Genomic DNA, 20,240 nt, shown 5'->3' on the forward strand with positions numbered 1-20,240 from the left:
AGCTAGAAACAACCCTATCTGCAACGAGTGCAACAGCAAATGAGCTAGAGTCGTCACAATCTGAGCTAGAAACAACCCTATCTGCAACGAGTGCAACAGCAAATGAGCTAGAGTCGTCACAATCTGAGCTAGAAACAACCGCACCTGCAACGAATGCAACAGCAACACCAAATAAATTAGAGTTGTCACAATCTGAGTTAGTAGCAAGCCCACCTGCAACTCCTGCAACAGCAAATGAGCTAGAGTCGTCACAATCCGAGCTAGCAGCAACCGCGCCTGCAATTCCTGCAACAGCAAATGAGTTAGAGTTGCAATTATCAATCCTGCCTGAAAGGAATGAAACTCAGTGGCAAAAAGTGCGCTCGCATCTAGCAGTCGAGTACAGTTTACCTTTAGAATTGCTTAATTTATTGCATTCTCATTCTTGGCTGTATGCCGGCTCAGAAAAGGCTGTCTTTACAGCACGGACGCTTGAGGGGGAACCCAGGCTCGCTTTTGTTCTCGATGAAAGAGGCGACTTTAGTACAACCCATCCCCTGTCATCTGAAGCTGCTTTCTGGGTAGCCACTACTGGAGAAATTGAGCGAGCTGTGATTGCCTGTAACCCAATAGAAGCCCTTTCAATTTTGCTTATTGAACAGGAAAATAACCAGGATAACTCTACAACACCACCACCCACAATTTACCTAGGAATTGAACGAGCTTCACAACTGCCTATAGAATTCTTACAAGAACTCGATAGCGTTATTATAGCGATTGCAGAAAATTCTCAGCTCACTCGAAATGCAAGCGCGCTGCTACCGAATGCAGAACTTGTCAATCCACAGTCAAGTTGGAATGATATCTGGATACAATTAATTGAGCAAGAAGAGCAAAATATTCAACCAAATAACCAACCTTATAAACAGCGCATCCAAGACATCGAACTGGATTAATTGTTGCTACCTTAAATTTGTCTAGAATTTAAACAAAGTGCTTAGGTTCATAAAACAATCAATATGTTTGATAAAACCTGTTGATCAATACTTCGGACAGTTTTTTAACGGCCCTGTAAGCCGAGGGCGAGGAAGCCCTGCCATTTTTTACGCATTTTCTGAAACTTAGCGCGCTTACTTAAACCTTGAAAAAATAGTCCAGCATATAGCCAGTAAGGGTTTCGGAGACTCGACTATATCTAAAACTGTCCGAAGTATTGCTTATGGGACAAGGATTATGTGGTACATTTACGCGATACATTTCAGACATTTTGGATTTCTCCGACACCTGAAAATACCTCGATAGCATCACCCGCAAGGGTGAAGGGCGTACCCGCCAAAGCTTTTAGCATGATACCAAAAGCACCGTTTGCATCCCGGTCGGCAATATAACCGCACTCAGGACATTTAAAGATTTTGTTGCCGCCTAATCTGGCATGAACGTGACCGCACTTGCCACAGGTTTTAGACGTATAAGCCTCGTTAGTTTCTACGACTAAGACGCCGGAACGTTTAGCCAGAGCTATTAGTAACTGCTTAAATCTGTAATGGCTCCAAGTTAACATGGAGCGTACAGATTTAGTATTAATCCGCCTTTTTGCTCTCAAAACCATGGATGATGTTTCAAAAGTGGGGATAAATACCACCTTGTAATGACGAACTAAGTAACTAACAGTTTGGCGATGAAGTTCATCCACTAAATTGCGGATAGCGATCCGGATTTTGTCAGCAGCACGAAGTAAAGAACGGCGTTGCTTAGTCCTAACTTGTTTTTGGTAGGCACGGCTAATTAATTTGTCAAGGTGAAAGCATAATCTCACGATTCGCTCTATGTCTCCCTTGCCAATCTCTAAAACCGTTTCTCCGTCGTAACCAGTTAAAAATGTTCGCACCCCAGGATCGAGCGCAATTACCTTATTCTGGGTAGTTGTTTCTGTGGAAATATGCTCTGGAACCACAGCAAACCAACGTCGCCTGTCTCGCACTAACTGGGTGCCATACTCGCAAGAATCTGGCAGTGGTTGGGAAGAGTCAAAACCACATCCTTTGGTTAGTTGAGGGAACCAAGTGCCTTTGGTGTAATTGCCATTTTTGAATTTAATGGTGGCTACTGATTGGCGACAACTACGAAACTTTGCTTCACCATTATTGGCTTTTGCTTGCCTCCAAGCGTCGTAAGCATCTTGTACAGCGTTGGCTTTGGGGTGTCTCGGTACTGTTTTCAACCAATCTGGCAAATCGTTAAGGATTTGGGCTTCTAAATCATAGCTGCTACCTCGGAAGCCATTTTTTAAAGCCTCTATGCAACGGTTGTAAACAAAGCGACAACCGGCTAACCAATGTCGCCAAATTGAGTTGAGCTTGCTATCAGGATAAACCCGAATTTTCTTCACAGAGTTCGGGGCTAATTTCGCTGTCAATTTCTGTGAGTGTCGTTTTTGGTTTTTGTATTTCCGAGTCTTCCCTGAGTTTTTTTTCGTACTTACGGAGTCCGTAAAGCCTTGAGCTGAAACAGTGGACGACTGACAACATATCTTGCACGAGTTCTGTCTGTGGACTGTATTTTTGCTGGTAAAGAACCACGAGTTTACAATCGAATTTTTCACACAGCCATTCGATGAGGTCGAAGCCAAATCGGGCAAGTCGGTCTTTGTGGGCAACGACAAGACATTGGATATCGCCGCTGATAATTCGTTCCAGAATGGCGTTAAGCTTTCGCCGCCTAAAATTGAGTCCCGATCCAATTTCTGTGATGACTTCACAGCCTGGGTAACTTGTAGTAAGTGCCTCAGTTTGTCTTTGGAGATCGTCTCTTTGGCTGGATGTTGAGACTCTGGCGTACAAAACTGTAGAAGGTCGAGCAAGCTCAGTTGTACCGGATTTTTGTTTGAGATATTCGGCAATATCGTAACGTCTTTGTCCTGCCTCGGTTTTGATGGCCTTGATGAGGCCATCTTCTGACCATCGGGCAAGGGTTCTGGGGTTAACTCCCAAAGCCTTAGCTGCTTCTCTTGGTGTGACATACGGCATGGCATTCTTATGGAAGAACACTTTTTATTTTATTTAATGCTGTCCGATATGTCCATTATATCTGTTAAAGTCGTGTAAACTGCCTTTAGGTCGTCTGTCTCACCACTACTTCCGTATCACTACCAAGCATCATAACTTGGCTGTACAATAAAGGGTTCTAGCCGTGGGTCGCCCGTATTCTTAGCCTCAAACGCTAAGGATAATGACTACACTTATTACCTAGCAAAGCTTTTAGGCTAGCGGACAGGTCTGTTTAGCAGACCAAGTAAGGAAAAACTATAAATATGGAAAAAAACTATACATTTCAATTCAATCCTTCCACTGCCTTAGAAGCCCTGAAAGCTGGTAAATACGACCCGCTTAACTTCTACGAAGCGCGTTTAGACCTGTTTAACCTCTCGGTAATGGCAGACTATGACCAACTCATTTGCCTACCCACATTAACTGCTATCGACAAATACTGGTATCAGATTGAAACAGCCCGAAAAGTCCTCAGACAAATGGGTGGACGGGCATTACTAGCGGATGAAGTCGGATTGGGTAAAACCATTGAAGCGGGACTAATCATCGCCGAATACTTAGCTAGGGGGATGGTAAAGTCCATCCTAGTGTTAACTCCGGCATCCCTAGTTTCCCAGTGGCAATCAGAGTTAAGTGACAAATTTAATATCGCTACTATCACCACAGATAACCGTGACCCACAACAACCGATAGACGAATTTTGGACAAATAATCCGCGAATTATCGCTTCATTAAACACGGCTAAGTCTGCTAAACATTATCTTCACGTCACCAGTCGTACTTGGGATTTGGTTGTTGTCGATGAGGCACACCATCTAAAAAATCGCAGTACCCTCAACTGGAAACTGGTCAACGCCCTCAATAAGCGGTTTATCCTCATGCTTACTGCTACGCCAGTGCAGAACTCCCTTGTGGAACTGTTTAATCTGCTAACCCTCCTCAAACCGGGACTGCTACAAACAGAAGCCGCTTTTAAAAAAGAATACGTCAATTCCAAGAATGGACGAGTCCCTAAAAATCCCGAAAAGTTACGCACTCTGATGCGGGAAGTTATGGTACGAAATACCCGCGCCCTAGTAGATGTCAAACTGCCCAAACGCTTCGCCACCACAATTACCGTTACCCCGGCAGCCGGAGAGGAGAAACTTTACCAAGACTTGAGCAAGTATCTACGTTCTTCAGAGGACAAACTAGACAGACTCTCCCGTACTAATTTGCTAATGCGAGCGGGTTCATCCCCTAATGCTTTAGCTGACTCCCTCAAGCAACTGACTATCCGCCTACCCGATGAAGAACTGAAGTCTTTAGCTGCACGAGCATCCCAAGTCAAGCAGGTCGAGAAAGCAAAAACCTTAGTAGAGATGCTCTCCAAATCTCGCCAGAAAACCTTAGTTTTCACAACCCATAAAGCAACTAGCACCTATTTAGCTAAAACGCTGCAAGCGGAAAATATCCCCTTTGCAGAATTTACTGGCGGAATGTCCCTTAAACAGAAAGATGAGGCTATAGCCGCATTTCGGGATAATGTTTCTGTACTCTTAGCATCGGAAACAGGGGGAGAAGGACGTAACATCCAGTTTGCTAATGCGATCGTTAATTATGACCTGCCCTGGAACCCAATGAAAATTGAACAGCGCATTGGTCGTATCCACCGCATCGGACAAACCCAGGATGTTTTTATTTTTAACTTCTGTCTCAAAGGCAGTATCGAAGAGTATATTCTGCGGATACTGCACGACAAAATTAATATGTTTGAACTGGTAGTCGGAGAAATTGAAACAATTTTAGGCAATGTGGATGATGAATTTGACTTTAGTGAAGTTGTCATGGATATCTGGCTTAAGCATCAAGTTAAACCCGAATTAGATCAAGCCTTTGAGCAATTGGCAGATAATTTGTTGAAAGCCCAAAAACAATATGAGCAAATTCAAGAACTGGATGAACAGATTTTTGGTGAAGATTTTGAAGCTTGAAAAATTGATTTGATTAAATATGTTATCCGACCCAATAATTACTACTTTAGAAAAAATTGTAGCTCTCCATGACGGAATAGCTGAACCGGCTGGGGAACACGTTTTAAATGCGCTGTTAAATGAAAACATAGCCTCGTTACTTTCTCTACCAGAAGAAGTAACTTTTACAACTATCACTGATGTACCTCAAAGTGTTTTTGTTACTTATCATTCAGAAGTATTAAATAAATTATCTGAACTATTAGCTGTCAAAGGGCAGATTAGTGCCTTGGGTGTAAAATTTGATGGCTATCTAAAAGCTACGGGATTTGACAAAAGCATACCAGAGAGATTCAAACCTCAAAATGGGTTAATTCGTTTTGTAGATGCTAAACCATCAACCACTCGCTACATTTTATGTAATGTGGCTTACACAGCGAATGCCGAAGAAAAAAGGATTGGTCTAGTTTCGTTTATTATCAATGAAATAACAGGAGTAACACCAGTACAAATTGGGGATGCTTTATTTTGGGAGTCTGACAGAATGGATGTGGATAATCAAGAAACACCATTTTCTATTCCTTTTGATGAGTTGTTGAAGTTAATCGAACATCAAAGTGGAATATTGATTGGAAAATCTTTAGATAATTGGCAGGCTAAATTAACAAGAGCAAGAGCTAGGGATGAAGAAAGACTCAAGGATTATTACAACACGATTAGCTCTGGGATTCGCCACAAGATTGAGTTAAAAAATTTGATTGGTGATGAATTAGACAAAGAATTAGCTCGAATTGAAGCTACTAATAGAGAGCTAGATCGAAAATTGTTAGATATCCAAGAGCGTTATGCAATGAGTGTAGAAGCTTGGTTGCACAGTGCAATGATTATCCATCTACCTACAGTACATATTCAATGTGAGTTGCAAAGAAAGAAAACGAAACGGACTGTAACAATAGTTTGGAATCCGTTCACTAAAATTATTGAACCTCTTTGCTGTGAATTATCAGGAGAACCTGTTTACGATTTCTATTTAGATGATCTATCAGCTAAAATTATCTCCCCGACAGTTTGGACTAGATAGGGGTATAGCCGAGATACGATACTGTTGGCGAAATATTTCTTAACATTCTTGGCGATCGCAAGAGGTATCTGTTTGGTCATAAATAAGTTATGCGCTCTATAAACAGGCTCGGGCTATGTTACCTAAACCCACCCTCATCACACCAATTCCAGAACTCACCGTTCGGGTTGCCCAAGCAGCCTTCCCTAAAGGCAACACCTTCATGCTCATGCGCGATGCCTTGGGTACGATCTTCACAGATGGGGATTTTGCTGAACTCTTTCCCGACAGAGGTCAACCTGGCTTATCTCCGTGGCGACTAGCTCTGGTAACTATCATGCAATTTGTCGCAGGTCTGTCTGACCGTCAAGCCGCAGAAGCGGTGCGGAGTCGAATTGATTGGAAATATGCACTCTCTCGCTTAATTAACTGACCCAGGTTTTGACTTCTCGGTGTTGTGCGAGTTCCGCCAGCGTCTAATTGATGGTAGTGCTCAAGAGATTATACTAAATAAATTACTGTATAAATGTCAGGAACTGAGCTTATTAAAACCTCGTGGTCGTCAACGCACTGATTCGACAAATATATTAGCAGCTATCCGAGATTTGGGGCGTTTAGAATGTATTACTGAAACCCTACGCTACGCTCTTAATGCTGTAGCTAAAGTTGCCCCAACCTGGTTAACCAATTTAGCCTCTCCTGCATGGTACGAGCGTTACTCTAAGCGCGTTGAGGAATCTCATCTGCCGAGAAAGCCAATGGAACGGGAAGAATTCGCATCTCTAGTGGGGGCTGATGGCTTCAAGTTAATGGAAGCTATATATAGTAGCAAGGCACCGCCCCGATTGAGGCAGTTATCCGAGGTACAAACCTTGCGCCAACTATGGCTACAACAGTTTTATGCACCGGAGTCCACAGTTCGTCTACGTTCACAAGAAGATCGTCCTCCTTGTGTGCAGCAGATTCGCTCACCTTATGATATGGAAGCCCGTTACGGGACTAAGAGAACTACGCACTGGACGGGATATAAGGTTCATCTGAGTGAGAGCTGTGATGAAAATTCACCTCGGTTGATCACCCATGTAGAAACAACTAATGCTCCTGTAGGAGACCAACTCGCCACACCCATCATCCACCAAGCTCTACAAAACAAAGAACTCTTACCTCAACAACATCTGGTTGATGCGGGTTATACCAGCGTATCTCTGATGGTTAGTGCCCAGCAGGAGTATGAGGTTGAACTGTTTGGACCAGTGCCTAATAATCATCATTGGCAGGCAAAGGCTGAACAAGGCTTCGATACTAACAACTTTAATATTGATTGGGACAAGAAAGTGGTGTACTGTCCAATCGGCAAAACCAGCCAACGTTGGAAGCCCAGCCATGACGTCAATGGAAATTCTACAATTTATATCGCTTTTGCCCAAAAAGATTGCCAGGTATGTCCTGTCCGAGACCAATGCACCCGTTCCTTAAAAAGTGGTCGTTCGCTAACACTGCGGACACAATCAGATTGGCATATTCTACAGCAAGCCCGCGCCTATCAGCAGACGGATGAGTTCAAAGCGATTTATGCCCATCGGGCCGGAATTGAGGGTACTATCTCCCAGGCAGTGCGGGCATTTGAACTACGCCGTTGTCGGTACATTGGTCTTAAAAAGACCACATTGCAGCATATTATCACCGCCGCTGCGATTAATGTAGTACGTTTGACGGCCTGGCTGCGAGGAGAGCCTTTGGCTCAAACCCGTAAATCATCGTTCGCCCAACTAGCACCCGATTAATTAAAGCTGTTTACAGGTATGTCAAACCAGTTAACAAGTATAAATCGGCATCAGGGCTGTTGAAAAAAGCTGTTTACAGGTTTATAAGCTGTAAACTTGTTTATCATAAACTTGTTTACGACTTTTTCGACTCAGATGCCCAAACCTAAAGGCGGGAGAGGTAAGAAAGCTCCCTACGACACCAAGCTGGCACGTATCCCAGTTCCCCTTGCTGAACAAATTAATCAGTTGGTGGAACGCTATCAAGAATATATAGCTGAAGGTGGTGAGCCACTTTCTCCTCCAATTTTGCTTTTTGAGAAACCTGTTAACAAGATTAATCCCCGCTCCGATAAACCTGTTAACAACTTAAACTCACCACCCAAACCATTGCCGAATGCTGAGGAGCTACTCAATAAACTAAGAGGGCATAACCAGAAAAGCAAAGCTACTTATCTAGATGTAAAAATATTGCTCGCTTTTCTGACATCTTCTACGGAGTCACCACAGGCAGAAGATTAGATCTACTTAACTTATTTAGGACCAAACAGATGCCTCTTGGCGATCGCCAAGAATGTTAAGAAATATTTCGCCAACAGTATCGTATCTCGGCTATACCCCAAAGGTGCGTCCAGGTTTTGAGTTGAGTGACCAAACGAAAAGATACGCTTGCTGTAATTCAATCCAGATGCAACAACTTGACTATTAATTCAATTCAGATGCAGCAACTTGACTATTAATTCAATCCAGATGCAGCAACTTGACTATTAAATCAATTCACTTTTTGTTAAAAGGGCTAAAAAATTAGCTAATTGTTGCGTCAGCTAAAGTCAGGCAAGTGCAGTATAAAGTCAGGGGTTTGCAGTATAAAGTCAGGCAAGTGCAGGTAAAGTGCAGGGGCTGCACTTTACCTGTATTTACCTGAAAATACCCTGCAAACGCCTGACTTTTTCGGTCAAATTACTGCTTTTTTGTGCTGTTCGTGTCTCGACCTGTTGAGGTTGGTTATGACTATTCTCAATCGGTAGCAAGCAATGGTTTTGTGATCACAAACCCTGATTAATGCGTGTAGACGAAAAATAATGCACCTTTATGAATGGGACATCCTAGGTGTCAAGGCGATCGCGTTAGGCTAGCTATCGGACGAGTGATTCCCTCGTGATCATCGACATTAGCCGGCTGCTTCGCTTGCATACAGGATGGCAAGGCGCGATCGCGTTGGGCATCCATCGCTAATGCCGAACTGCACCAACTCGAATGCGTCGTGGGATGCCCTGCTCGATCGTAAAGGCGGCGAACCTGCACACCCACTGGCTCGCTCCTGGCTTCAATATCGACTCAAAAAGCGAACGTACAGCGGGCGTCAAAAGCGTACAGCGGGCGAGTCAAACTTTCGCCTCAAGGCTTCCCAGAGTGTGCGTGAGCTAACTTCAATTTCCAACTGTTCTCATCGCAGTCTTGTAAAAACCCTAAATTGGCAAAAAGTGCTCAAATTCGACTCTTGTACGTACATTTGACATGGCTTGCTACGCAACTGGCGCGCTAATTACGAGGATTTAGGAGGATTCAAGAGGTGTCGGAGTACAGAAAATCACGCCAAAAGCAACAATTCTTTACAAAAACTAATAAGCATTTATACTTAAAATGAGGCTAAAAGTAGGAAATAGGAGGTGTAATGAGTAATAAATGTGCTGTTTTCTCCTCTTTTTTCCTCCTTATTTTTGGCTAAAAATTTTGAACCAGTCAGAGCGACTTTTCTGCATTAGTTTGGTCAAGGTGCACTCGGATTGATAGGGTCAATGGGGAGCTTGCGTCAAAGCGGCTTGCAGGCTTATTCGGATATTCGAGTAACGGTAGCCGAGTCACGAGTTGCACCTTTTAAGGTCGAGACAATTCTTTGAAAGCGCAATGCTGTCGGCTAGTCTAGTAATAGTAGCTATCGCCACAAACACCTAAAAACTGGGGGCTGGGGGTGTCAAAGGGCTTGAATTTTACCCCATATTCAACTGTTCCGATAAATGCCATCGATGCCATGTTAGCCCAGTGTGTCAAAGGATTTGAATTTTACCCGATATCCAACTGTGCCGATTGCGCGAACATTGCTCCTACTGTTGTGACAACTTCGTAGCAGCACTGGCATCAGTTGCGACAACTGTCCCATTGAACTTGGGTAGCGTCGGTACAGCCTTAAACTTAGAATCGCTTGGCGATCGCGCTCTTCAGAAATCAAGTACAACCGTGGCGTTAAGCGAAGGCAATTGTCACTACCTTCAAAGTGCCTAGTTTAACAAGTTTCCCGACAGGAGCTCTGACTACAAATTTTACTTGCTTGCCTTCGTAACGGTTAGAGCATTCTGGCAGCCCAAAAATTTACTGAGACATCTCGCTTTTTTGTACAAAAGTGCGGTAGCACGCTCATTCAATAAAGCCAAGCCAACTGAACTGCAACTCTTGCTATAAAACGGCTACCGCCATTGTTCCGATACATTGATATGCAATAGCTGAATTTGGGGCGTTTTAGCAACAAAAATCGCAGGAAAACTCATAAAAAATAAATTTTATGCAAGATAAGAAGCTAGGAAAAAAAGTGAGGAGCAGTCGTAGCAATAGCAATGTTGGGAGATATATTTATACCGATACCGGTAAAGGAAAGTTCCGGCTAAGTTTTCTAAAACTTATAATGCGATCGCTCCTACCTACAACGGCTTTCTCAGGCACAAGCGATCGCTGTACTCGCTACATGGCTCACGCCCTTCAACTCAGCAGAGCGGTAAATTAAAGTCGCCACATCTTAATTATTCGCCCGCTCGCGAATTCAGAATAAAGGAAACAAAACGATCGCATAAAGCTATACTCAAACCACAAGATACAGTTGTTGCTCGTAGAGTAGTGATTGCTAACGGGGGTGGAGTCCCTCACATTCCAGATTGGGTCGGGCAGATTCCAAGGAAGTATCCAAGCGATCGAAGGACTGCATTCCCAACAGTCTGGCGTATAACCTTTACCCAGTAAAGCTTTAACGGCTTTTGAGTCCAAAACTGTCGTTCGAGTACGGTTATAGTTCCCATGTCAAAACAATATTTTGTCTTTGGCAGTGTTGCTTAACGATAATGCGATCGCTGAAGAGATGAAACTATTTATTACGCTCAGATCAACTCAATACGTTTGCGCTCGCAGTCGTTGAGTGCAATCGCCACCTGAATAAATCTGCGAACACATCCTTAGACCGCATAGTGTCAATACAATGGAATAACCTTTCGCTTTCAAGTCGATTATAAATTCGCCTGAAGTAAACGTCTTTTTAATCCTGTGCGACTACTATATTGAGCATGAAGTTGTTTCAGCCGTGTTGAAAAATTAGCTTGTTGGTTTTGATAACCCGCTAAGTCTCGGAGTTTTAAAAGTAACGGCACTACTTCATCGTAAGATTTAGAAGTTCCTTTTTGAATAAGAGCCTCTACATCTTCCCAAGCAGCCGTTTCTCGCAGAGCCAAAGCTTCCAATTCTCTGACTCGTAAAGCTTCAGTTGCCTGTTCTTTTCTGCGTTCGCTCTGTTTTTGTTCCTGTTCAGCGCTCTCTAAAAGCTGTCTAATTGTTCGTTCTCCTGTAATTACATCTTGCATAAATTCCATCATTTGTGATAATCTTTTCCGCAATTCAAAGGACAGATTAGCTTCTCCTTTGGCTAACCGCAGTAAAAAGGTATCGCTTTCAGAACGCTCGAGTTTTGTGATAGCTGCTTTTAGGCTCTTTTCTGAAAGAGAAGGTTTAGCAGCACTAGCAGTTGTTGCCACCTTTAGCAGATGCTCATTCAATTCAAAAGCATCTATAAAAGCCTCTAACGATGAAGATAACTTACCCAATCCAGGAGGAACAGGTGGCTCTAACTCTTCTTCATTGAGTTCATCAATATCAAGATAGCTAATCGCTTTCAGCCAAGCCAGATAAAGTAAACGATAATCTCCCTGCAAAATTTCCTGGCGCAAACCTATCAAAGAGGATAGATTTCCTTCTCCCTCTATCCACCCAAAACCTTCGTCGTCCTCCAGAGAAATTTCTAAAATGACAAAATTCTTAATTTCAGAAACAGCAATCAGATCTTCAATGCAATATTTCTGCATCCGTTCAACATCAATCAGACCTTTGGGAAAACGAAACATTAGTTGTAATGTTCCCCAATTAGCCATGTAAAACATGGCATCAAAGTATTGGACTAATAGGTCTTTTTGGTCGCCTCGAAAATCTCCATAGCTATAAGTAAATATCGCCCGAGTAGAACTTAGTTGTACGCGACTAGAGAGTAGGCTGACTGCTTCTTGTTCAGCTTTAGTCAAGGGTCGGTCGAGGGTTTGAAACTCGTAGTATTGATATTCGCTCATAAAAATACATGGTAAGTGGGAAACTCACAGTTTTTAGACCTGAGAGGGTCATTTTGGGTTACTGCAAATACATGGCCGAAATGGCAAAGGCTTGTTCAGGAGTACCGTAGAAACTGCCATTCTTGAACATACAAAGCTCATATTTTTCATTGCTGTAGGTGTAAAACCCCAGACTCCAAGATTCTGCATCGCCAAAGTAGCGCAGCCGACACAGGTGAATGGGGCTATTTCGCCTTCGTTCTAAATATTCCTCGCGAGATACGGGAAAGTCTTTGGGTGGAAAATCTGGAGGGCAATCAGGTTCTTTATAGGCATCAATGTAACAAAACTGACTGCGAAAGCGGATCTCTAGGCGAGTGTACTTGCCAGCGTAGTTAGCTGCTGCATAATCGAGAACACGCTGCTTTACCTGTTGTTGAACGGCTGGAGGGATTTTAACTCCGCCTGAATTTGGATCATTTTTCACCCAAGGGGACATTTAACTGCTCCGATACGCTACTGACAGAGTTAGTCTAATTGACTTGCCCAGTTTAGTTGCTAACATTTAATTAAACTTTAGATTTAAGTTGCTCAAGCTAGAGCTTGAGCTAACTCCAACGAACCTGTACCTGTAACTAAAACTGATCAATATACCTATCCCGCCTATCTATAGCAATCCTAAATGAGTCACAAAAATTTATCTTAATTAATACCAACTTAATCAGGATTGGTGAAGCCCAATGTGTTTGCAATTGATTTAGGATTGCTATATCAGCTCGACGCTCGCCAACCAGCCAGAAAAACCGAATCTTTATTACCCGGTGCACTCCACTTCAAATAATCTTGCCGATGCCGTTCATTCAAAGCTCTTGCCAAAGATTTGGCATCAGAACAAATCCCAATTACCCTCAAATATTGCCTCGACTTTGTGCAAGCCACTCTTGCACTCGCCTGCAGGTAAATGCACGTAGTCGAAACTGACACCCCATTCCAATCTGAGTAGCTAGCAACCCATCTCCAGCGTCCATTGTCCCAACACCGAACATTGACAGTGCCTCCGATTGGCCCAATTGCATACAAAGGCGTGTACATTAGAGTTGCCACGTCAGTTCCAAAGTGCATCGAGGAACAGCCGGGATCTGGTGACTTGCGAGGCCAAAATGCACTGCTGATTTGATATCCTGCAATTGTGTCTCCTAGTTGTGGAAAAGTCGCCCATTTTCCGCTAAACTTAGGGGCATTGTTAAAACCACTTTTGCCACTGCGAGCAGTTTCGGATTGTTCTGATGCAGGTGTTGCCTGTTGATTATTAGTGCTCGATGATTGCATTGATTGCATTGATTGAACTGTTTGCACTGATTGCATTAGTTCTAGTAAGTAGTTTGTCGTGTGATTATCAATACTCTTAAGGAATTTATAGACAGCAGAGGATTAACCGTCTACCAGTTTTGGAAACAGGCGGGGATAACCCAATCAGCGGGTTATCGGCTTTACCACAACCGTGATGTGTTGTCATCAAAGCGGGTGTTAGACAAAATACGTACAGCTTATCAAATACAACCATGGGAGTTGCTGAGGTGGGAACCAGACAACATATTGTCCCTATAAAAGACCCAGAGCGCATCCAAGAATACGCTCTCAAGCTAGCCAGGGAAGGTAAACTTCAATATGCAATATTAGTGAATGTAGCTACCCAATTGCATCAGGCTTTGAAAACAAAACTTTTTCAGGAAACAGGGCAAGAAAAGTCTCCCTATGAGGACTTAAAAATTACCCCTAAATTAGTAGCACATCTAGAAAAACCATTTGAAAAATTCTTCACAGCGGATTTCTGGGAAAAGAATGCTGAGTGGATTATGAATCACTTAGATATCTGGAATCAGGGAGAGACCCATTCAGACCTCCAGCCTGGAATGCTGGCTTTTTCTCCTGACCCCTCCTTCTCAAAATCAGAATCCTGGACAGAATCCCAGATAATTAATGCGTGTGGATATCATGTAGCCGATGAATTATTACAGCAAATAAATGTACAAAACTTATTAGCAGATGAATTAGCAAAAATATTAGAACTTGCGCCTCTCCCAGTTCCAGTAACTGAACCCCGATTATTCAATAATAAAGCTACTGTTGCCCTGCCAACAGCCGCTTTGATGGCTTCCAGTCTCCGTGCCCAGATCCGGACAGATTTATGGGGAGAGGCTGCCAGCAGTATTGCTGTTTTCCAACATCAAGCCAAGGGCAACCCTAGCAATTATATTGAGCATTACATTAGCAGCCCTGGTGACATTACCTTGCTCCCTTGGGATGAAGCCCAGCAAATTATTGATAAATTTGGGTTTACCAGTGCCAAACTGCACATGATTTTTGCAGCCCATACTATGAAACAGGAGACTCCTTGGCAAAGCCTATTTACACTAAAAGCTAGCGATATTGTCAAGGAAATGGGGTGGGATAAAAATCACAAAAAAACTCAAACAGAAAAGCTGCTAGAGATTGCGAAAACAGCATTCGCTCTTGATTGTCTATTGGTCAAAGCTGTTTGGATTGAAGGAATGAATAAGAAAGGGCAAATTATAGCTAGCGCTCCTGTAGGGAGAATGTGGAATGTCTACATCAAACCCCAAGGTCAGTTAAATTTTGAAGGCAAGGTAGACAACCCCTATGAAGTATACATAACAGTCCAACCAGGATTGTGGACTCAAGATTTTTTGAACCGAGCTGGAGCTAAGTCGCGGGAAGCGTTATATCAATTTGGCTATCTTTCCCAACAGGTGCTAAGAATTGATCCGTACCATAACGAATTTGCCTTAAGACTAGCAATTCATGTCACGATAGAAAGCCGATTTCACACCAGTGGTAAATACCGAGTCTTAACCCTGCTAGAAGCGATTTTACCCAAACAAGAAATTGACTCAGCCCGCAGCGATCGCCGTAAAGCTTATAACTTAAAACAGAACTGGGATGATGCCTTACAACTCTTGATAACTTTGGCCTGGCAAATTCAATTTGACCCAGAAACTTATCCAGAGAGACTTCAGCCAGAAAACAAAGAAAGGAACCCAAAAGGCTACCTGGATCAGTGGCTGGCGGCCAAGCTCTTCATACTTCAGCCAGAACCCATCCCAGTCTTGGTAGCAAGCAAGGCTGAACCTCAACAATTAAAGCCTGCTTTGCCAAAGCCAATACCAATAACAAGTGCTGACCTGCGAAAAGCCCGTGAAGACAAGGGATGGAACCAGAGAAAATTGGCTGGCTGGTTGGGGGTCTCACAATCGCTGATTGCTCAGATAGAGCGTGGACAGCGGACTATCAGCCCAGAAATAGGGGCTAAATTGCTCAAGCTGTTGGAAATCCAAGACTGAAGTTCACGACGCGAGAACTACTGACAATCTTGGAGTTACCCAAGCCTCGAAGGAAACTGGGGCTAAATTTATAACCGCCAAAGCGGTCAGGGCATTCTTAATTGCTGAAACCATTGCTGTGATTGCATTTTATTTCTGATTCCTGAATTCTGACTCCTGAATTCTGACTCCTGAATCCTGACTCCTGCAATCCTAACTCCTGACTTCTGCCATAGATGCGTTTGCCCTAACTAGCCCCCCTGAAGGACTCGTTTTTGTAATCAAGTCGGTGAGAGTCGTGTAATCAAAAAAAAAGCTTCAAAAATCGCCCTAAAAGCTTTGCTGTGTATGCGTTTGAGTTTGATTACAAAAATATCCACATCCCAGGACAAAATCATCCACATCCCAGGACAAAATCATCCACATCCCAGGACAATGTTTTTTCAAAACCTTTGCCCTGTCTTGGTTTCAGCCTTTGATTACAAGCCTTATAAGATCTAGAGAAGTTTAGATCAGCCAACCAACAGCCTTTTGCAAAAGGTGAGACAAAGAGTTATTCGCCTACCAAGGAATAGCTCCCGTGAAACCCTGCACAAAAAGACTGGGTGCATTTACCAAGCTCAGTCAGCTTCAACCCCAACTCGCAGCCCCATCAACCCCGCCTGACCCCTTCTGGCTGCCCTTCCATTTGACCAACACCGGGGGTGTCCAATGACATCACCCATCTCCCCCCTGTGCGAATGGCTGGCTTCAGGCGTAGACCCCGACCTCTTCGCCCTCAACGTCCAAACCCTCTCAGACGACACCCCGTACCAATACCTCCTGTACGAAATCAACGCCGCCTCCGGCAGAGTCCACCCCGACGCACAATGGCGGTGGGCCAGAAAGCACTACAGCCACATCGAACACGGCGGCTGGTGGTGCAATGGCATAGACCCCCTCAACAACTGGCAGCCCATGTATTGGGGCTGCTTCAAACCCTATCAGCCCCGAAATGCCTTTGACCCCAAAGGCAAAATCAAACCCGTCAAATACGAACACCCCCCCAAAAGCCCCACCAGAGCCTTCTTCCTGCAAGTCCCAGACCACATCTGGGCAAAAGTCGCAGCACGCTACGGTGTCCCCATCGACCCAGAGGATTTGGGAGACGGGGAGACGGGGAGACGGGGAGACGGGGAGAGGGAAGACGAAAATCTCTCCTCTGCCCCTAGCCCGTGCAGCCCCTCTGCGACCCCTACCTCATCCCCAAACCAGCCTCAGTTCTGGCAATGGGTATGGGACAACAACATCCCCGTCATCATCGTTGAAGGCGCAAAAAAAGCCGGATGCCTACTCACACTGGGTTACGCCGCCATCGCCCTCCCCGGTGTCACCGGCGGTGTCAGAACCAAAACCCCGCAAGGCGAAAAATGCGACCCCTACCTCATCCCCGAACTCCAACACTTCGCCACAGAGGAACGCGAAATATACATCTGCTTTGACCGTGACAGCAAACGCCAAACCATCCAAAACGTCAACCGGGAAATTGGCAAACTCGGCCGCCTGTTCACAGCCGCCCATTGCCCCGTCAAAGTCATCAACCTGCCAGGGCCAGAAAAAGGCGTTGACGATTTCGTGGTATCGAAGGGCGAAGATGCCTTCAGCGCCCTCAAAAATGAAGCGCAAGGCTTCCAATTCTGGCTTGATAGGGAATCATGGCTTTTAACCTATCCCGCGTCTTTAAAGCTAAATTCTCGCTATCTGGGAAAACTCCCCTATCCAGAGTCCGGGTTAGCTTGCATCAAAGCCCCTAAAGGCACCGGCAAAACCCAAGCCCTCACCAACTTAGTCTCACAATCCCTTGACACAGGCGATCGCCGCGTGCTGATAATTACCCATAGGATTCAACTGGGCAGGGCGATCTGTGCCAGCTTAGGAATCAACTACATCGACGAAACTAGGGACTCAGCCGAGGGTAAACTGTTCGGATACGGCTTGTGCATAGACAGCCTCCACCCCCTATCTCAAGCTAAATTCAATCCAGAAGACTGGTTCGGTGCGATCGTCATCATCGATGAGTGCGAACAAGTCATCTGGCACGCCTTAAACAGTTCAACTTGCCGCGAAAACCGAGTCGCCATCTTGCAAACTCTGCAAGAACTTATCCACAATGTCTTGACAAGTGGCGGCTTAGTTGTTGCCCAAGATGCAGATTTATCGGATTACAGCATAGACTACCTAATAGCCATAGCAGGCATTCCTATTTCGCCTTGGGTTGTTGTTAACGAGTGGCGACCAAAACGAGGGCGAGATGTGACTTTTTTTGCTACTTCTAACCCGGCTTCGCTGTATGTGCAGATGGAGCAAATTCTGTCTCAAGAAGTCACTTGTTGTGACCTTGAAAGTCATGCAGAATGCTGTCCGATAAGCTTAAACTGTGCCGAATGTGAATGTAAAAAACCTGCTAAATGCGTTTCAGAAAACCCTAGTGAATGTGAATGTAAAAAACCTGCTAAATGTGGTTGTGAAACAACTGCAAAGTGTAGCCATATAAACTTTGCTGAAGATAGCTCTGTAAACACTACTGAATGTCCTCCTATAGAGCGATATCGACCGCGCATTATGGTTGTAGAAGACTCACAAAAAGTTACAGGCAAATGGTCTTGTCGCAACCTAGAAACACAACTGCAAAAACGCTTTCCTCATCAGCGAATTCTCAGGATTGATAGCGAATCGGTATCAGATCCTAATCATCCCGCTTACGGTTGCATTGACCAACTGAATGCGCTCATACAAAACTATGACATCATCATCGCCAGCCCGACAATTGGCACTGGTGTCAGCATCGATATCCGAGGTTATTTTACAGCAGTTTTTGGCATCTTTCAAGGGGCAGTAGCCGTCAATGACGCTTTACAAGCCCTAGCCCGTGTTAGGGATGAAAATGTACCTTGGTTTGTTTGGACTAAACAATTTGGTCTGGGGAAAATTGGCAATGGCAGTGCTAGTTATCGAGCCATAATTAAATCTCAGCAGAAAGTCATTAAAACTAATATCAAACTGTTGCACGGTGTGGATTTTGACATAGATATCGCCCACGACCCTGTTCACTTGCGGACTTGGGCTTTAATGGCTGCTAGAATTAATGCGGGAATGTGGAATTACAGAGAGGCAATTTGGGAGGGATTAAAGTCGGAAGGGCATCAGGTAATGCTGTGTCGAGAAAATCAATTACAGCGGGAGATTCAAGTTCTGCAAAATCAACAATTGGCAGCTAATAATTGCCAAAACTGGGATTTATTAGAACAGCTAACTGAACAAGCGCAAGAATTAGAAGAGGAATTAGAAAACTTAGAAACTGTAGCTAATTATCTTAGTGATGAGGCAAAAGTAATCAGGGAAGAGAATAAAGTGGCTGAGGCTTCAGGAGTTACCAATGCTGAAAATATTACTCTGTCTGAATATCTGAAATTGAAAGACAAACGGGCTAAGACAAAGGCAGAACTAGACAAGCAGCGTAAATATCAACTGTGGGATACTTATGGAGTGCCTGTTACGCCCGAACTAAAACTCAGAGATGATGATGGCTGGTTGCCAAAAATTAGCCTGCATTATTATCTAAGTTATGACCCTGAATTTGTCAAATTGCGAGATAAAAATCACTTGGCTGGACATCAGGAAAGGGGTAAAGGTAAGGTTTGTCCCCAAGATTTGCGGTTACTTACAGCTAGGGTGGAAGCACTTAAGAAATTGGGAGTGATGGAGTTCTTAAACCCAGACGAAGAGTTTCGAGGAACTGATGCGCTTGTGATAGCTTTTGCTGAGAAGGTTAAACTATGTTCTGTTGATGTGAAAGACTTTTTAGGCATTAGTGTCAATCCCAAGGCTAAGCCAATGGAGGTGGTGCAGTATATTTTAAGGGGTAAGCTGGGCTTTACTTTGCGGCGAGTTCGCCAAGAAAGGTCGGAGGAACGAGATGCTTTAGGTAGGCCCAAGCGCATTAGGGTTTACCAGTTTGAGTTTCCCCAGGATGGCAGGGAGGCGATTTTTGAAGTTTGGCAGCAGCGGGATAAAGAGGCAGTGTCGGCGGAAGCTGCTACTCAGTGTTTAAGAGGGGTATCTAGTGGCACAGGGTCGGATAATAATATAGAGATATCAAAGGGTGTGTCGCCTCTGGATTTCCCTCAACAAAATAATGAGGTGGGAACTGTCGGCACAGGGTCGGATAATAATATAGGGATGTCAGAGGGTGTGTTTTCTCAGGATTTCCCTCAACAAAATAATGAGGTGGGAACTGCTGGCACAGGGTCGGATAATAATATAGAGATATCTGAGGGTGTGTCGCCTCTGGATGAGGAATGGGCTCACACTACTCAAGTGTTTGGAGTGGAAGCTGCACCTGGGGAGACATTAACAACAGAAGGGATGGGAGTAGCAGCTTCATATCAGGTGATAGAACCCGAAAATCACGTCATTCCCACTTATGAGGCAAAAGTACCCCAAATGGCACCGTCTGAGCTGAAAGTTGGCTCGGTGGTGAGGTTCTGCGGTGAAGTTCAGAAATATGTCGTTAGAGCTGTTGCAGGGGCTCAGGTAATGGTGAAATCCCTGTTTTCGGGGCAATTCGTCAACACTTATGCACACCGCTTAGAGCTTGCAGAAGAGGGGACAGGTTGACACTCTCAGGACGGGGCTTTAGACCCAATTTTGCCGTAAAATTGTAAATGCCGTCTGGTCGCCCCTATTTTATATTGTTAAATG

At 44.3% G+C, this 20,240-nt stretch carries 13 protein-coding genes and 2 pseudogenes; 9 read left to right on the plus strand and 6 right to left on the minus strand.

Annotated features, from left to right (window positions below; genetic code table 11):
* Window positions 1-935 (plus strand): annotated as a pseudogene (locus QUB26_RS25170) (relaxase/mobilization nuclease domain-containing protein); the annotation flags it as partial.
* A gap of 302 nt (window positions 936-1,237) precedes the next feature.
* Here the strand turns inward: QUB26_RS25170 and QUB26_RS25175 are convergent.
* Both QUB26_RS25175 and QUB26_RS25180 read right to left on the minus strand, forming a co-directional pair.
* Window positions 1,238-2,368, minus strand: coding sequence for a transposase (locus QUB26_RS25175; RefSeq protein ID WP_333320195.1), 1,131 nt, complete (start codon window positions 2,366-2,368; stop codon window positions 1,238-1,240).
* Window positions 2,343-3,005, minus strand: a complete 663-nt coding sequence (locus tag QUB26_RS25180) for an IS607 family transposase (RefSeq protein ID WP_333320197.1) — start codon at window positions 3,003-3,005, stop codon at window positions 2,343-2,345. Before QUB26_RS25180 ends, QUB26_RS25175 begins: the two co-directional genes overlap by 26 nt.
* 284 nt (window positions 3,006-3,289) lie before the next feature.
* On the opposite strand from QUB26_RS25180, the gene QUB26_RS25185 reads away from it, so the two are divergent.
* The 4 genes and pseudogenes from QUB26_RS25185 to QUB26_RS25200 all read left to right on the plus strand — a co-directional run bounded on the left by QUB26_RS25185 (window position 3,290) and on the right by QUB26_RS25200 (window position 8,323).
* Window positions 3,290-4,999 carry a DEAD/DEAH box helicase gene (locus tag QUB26_RS25185; RefSeq protein WP_333078719.1) on the plus strand — a complete coding sequence of 570 codons (1,710 nt, stop codon included), beginning with the start codon at window positions 3,290-3,292 and terminating at the stop codon, window positions 4,997-4,999.
* A gap of 19 nt (window positions 5,000-5,018) precedes the next feature.
* A complete protein-coding gene (locus tag QUB26_RS25190) occupies window positions 5,019-6,059 on the plus strand; it encodes a hypothetical protein (RefSeq protein WP_333134554.1) in 1,041 nt (346 codons plus the stop codon).
* Between the two features lie 115 nt (window positions 6,060-6,174).
* Window positions 6,175-7,822: pseudogene (locus QUB26_RS25195) on the plus strand (IS1182 family transposase).
* A gap of 135 nt (window positions 7,823-7,957) precedes the next feature.
* Window positions 7,958-8,323 (plus strand): hypothetical protein, encoded by a 366-nt coding sequence (locus tag QUB26_RS25200; RefSeq protein ID WP_333320199.1) that lies wholly within the window; start codon window positions 7,958-7,960, stop codon window positions 8,321-8,323.
* Between the two features lie 591 nt (window positions 8,324-8,914).
* Here the strand turns inward: QUB26_RS25200 and QUB26_RS25205 are convergent.
* Window positions 8,915-9,106 (minus strand): hypothetical protein, encoded by a 192-nt coding sequence (locus tag QUB26_RS25205; protein WP_333320201.1) that lies wholly within the window; start codon window positions 9,104-9,106, stop codon window positions 8,915-8,917.
* A gap of 1,255 nt (window positions 9,107-10,361) precedes the next feature.
* Here QUB26_RS25205 and QUB26_RS25210 point away from each other — a divergent pair.
* A complete protein-coding gene (locus QUB26_RS25210) occupies window positions 10,362-10,580 on the plus strand; it encodes a hypothetical protein (RefSeq protein ID WP_333320203.1) in 219 nt (72 codons plus the stop codon).
* A 493-nt stretch (window positions 10,581-11,073) separates the two neighbouring features.
* On the opposite strand, the gene QUB26_RS25215 is transcribed toward QUB26_RS25210, so the two are convergent.
* From QUB26_RS25215 to QUB26_RS25225, 3 genes are all read right to left on the minus strand, one after another.
* Window positions 11,074-12,180 carry a hypothetical protein gene (locus QUB26_RS25215; protein ID WP_333320205.1) on the minus strand — a complete coding sequence of 369 codons (1,107 nt, stop codon included), beginning with the start codon at window positions 12,178-12,180 and terminating at the stop codon, window positions 11,074-11,076.
* Between the two features lie 58 nt (window positions 12,181-12,238).
* The gene (locus tag QUB26_RS25220) at window positions 12,239-12,658 is read right to left on the minus strand and encodes a hypothetical protein (RefSeq protein WP_333320207.1); all 420 of its coding nucleotides are present in this window, start codon (window positions 12,656-12,658) and stop codon (window positions 12,239-12,241) included.
* 272 nt (window positions 12,659-12,930) lie between these two features.
* On the minus strand, window positions 12,931-13,497 hold the full coding sequence (locus QUB26_RS25225) for a hypothetical protein (protein ID WP_333320209.1): 567 nt from the start codon (window positions 13,495-13,497) through the stop codon (window positions 12,931-12,933).
* A gap of 51 nt (window positions 13,498-13,548) precedes the next feature.
* Between QUB26_RS25225 and QUB26_RS32100 the strand changes: the two genes are divergently transcribed.
* The 3 genes from QUB26_RS32100 (at window position 13,549) to QUB26_RS25235 (ending at window position 20,156) form a co-directional block, all read left to right on the plus strand.
* Window positions 13,549-13,767, plus strand: a complete 219-nt coding sequence (locus QUB26_RS32100) for a helix-turn-helix domain-containing protein (protein ID WP_445299640.1) — start codon at window positions 13,549-13,551, stop codon at window positions 13,765-13,767.
* Window positions 13,722-15,521, plus strand: a complete 1,800-nt coding sequence (locus QUB26_RS25230) for a helix-turn-helix transcriptional regulator (protein WP_333320211.1) — start codon at window positions 13,722-13,724, stop codon at window positions 15,519-15,521. Before QUB26_RS32100 ends, QUB26_RS25230 begins: the two co-directional genes overlap by 46 nt.
* A gap of 690 nt (window positions 15,522-16,211) precedes the next feature.
* Entirely contained in the window at window positions 16,212-20,156 is a 3,945-nt protein-coding gene (locus QUB26_RS25235; protein ID WP_333320213.1) for a plasmid replication protein, CyRepA1 family, read from the plus strand.
* The last annotated feature ends 84 nt before the right edge of the window (window positions 20,157-20,240 follow it).

The sequence above is a fragment of the Microcoleus sp. B4-C1 genome, assembly GCF_036705285.1.
Lineage (GTDB): Bacteria > Cyanobacteriota > Cyanobacteriia > Cyanobacteriales > Microcoleaceae > Microcoleus.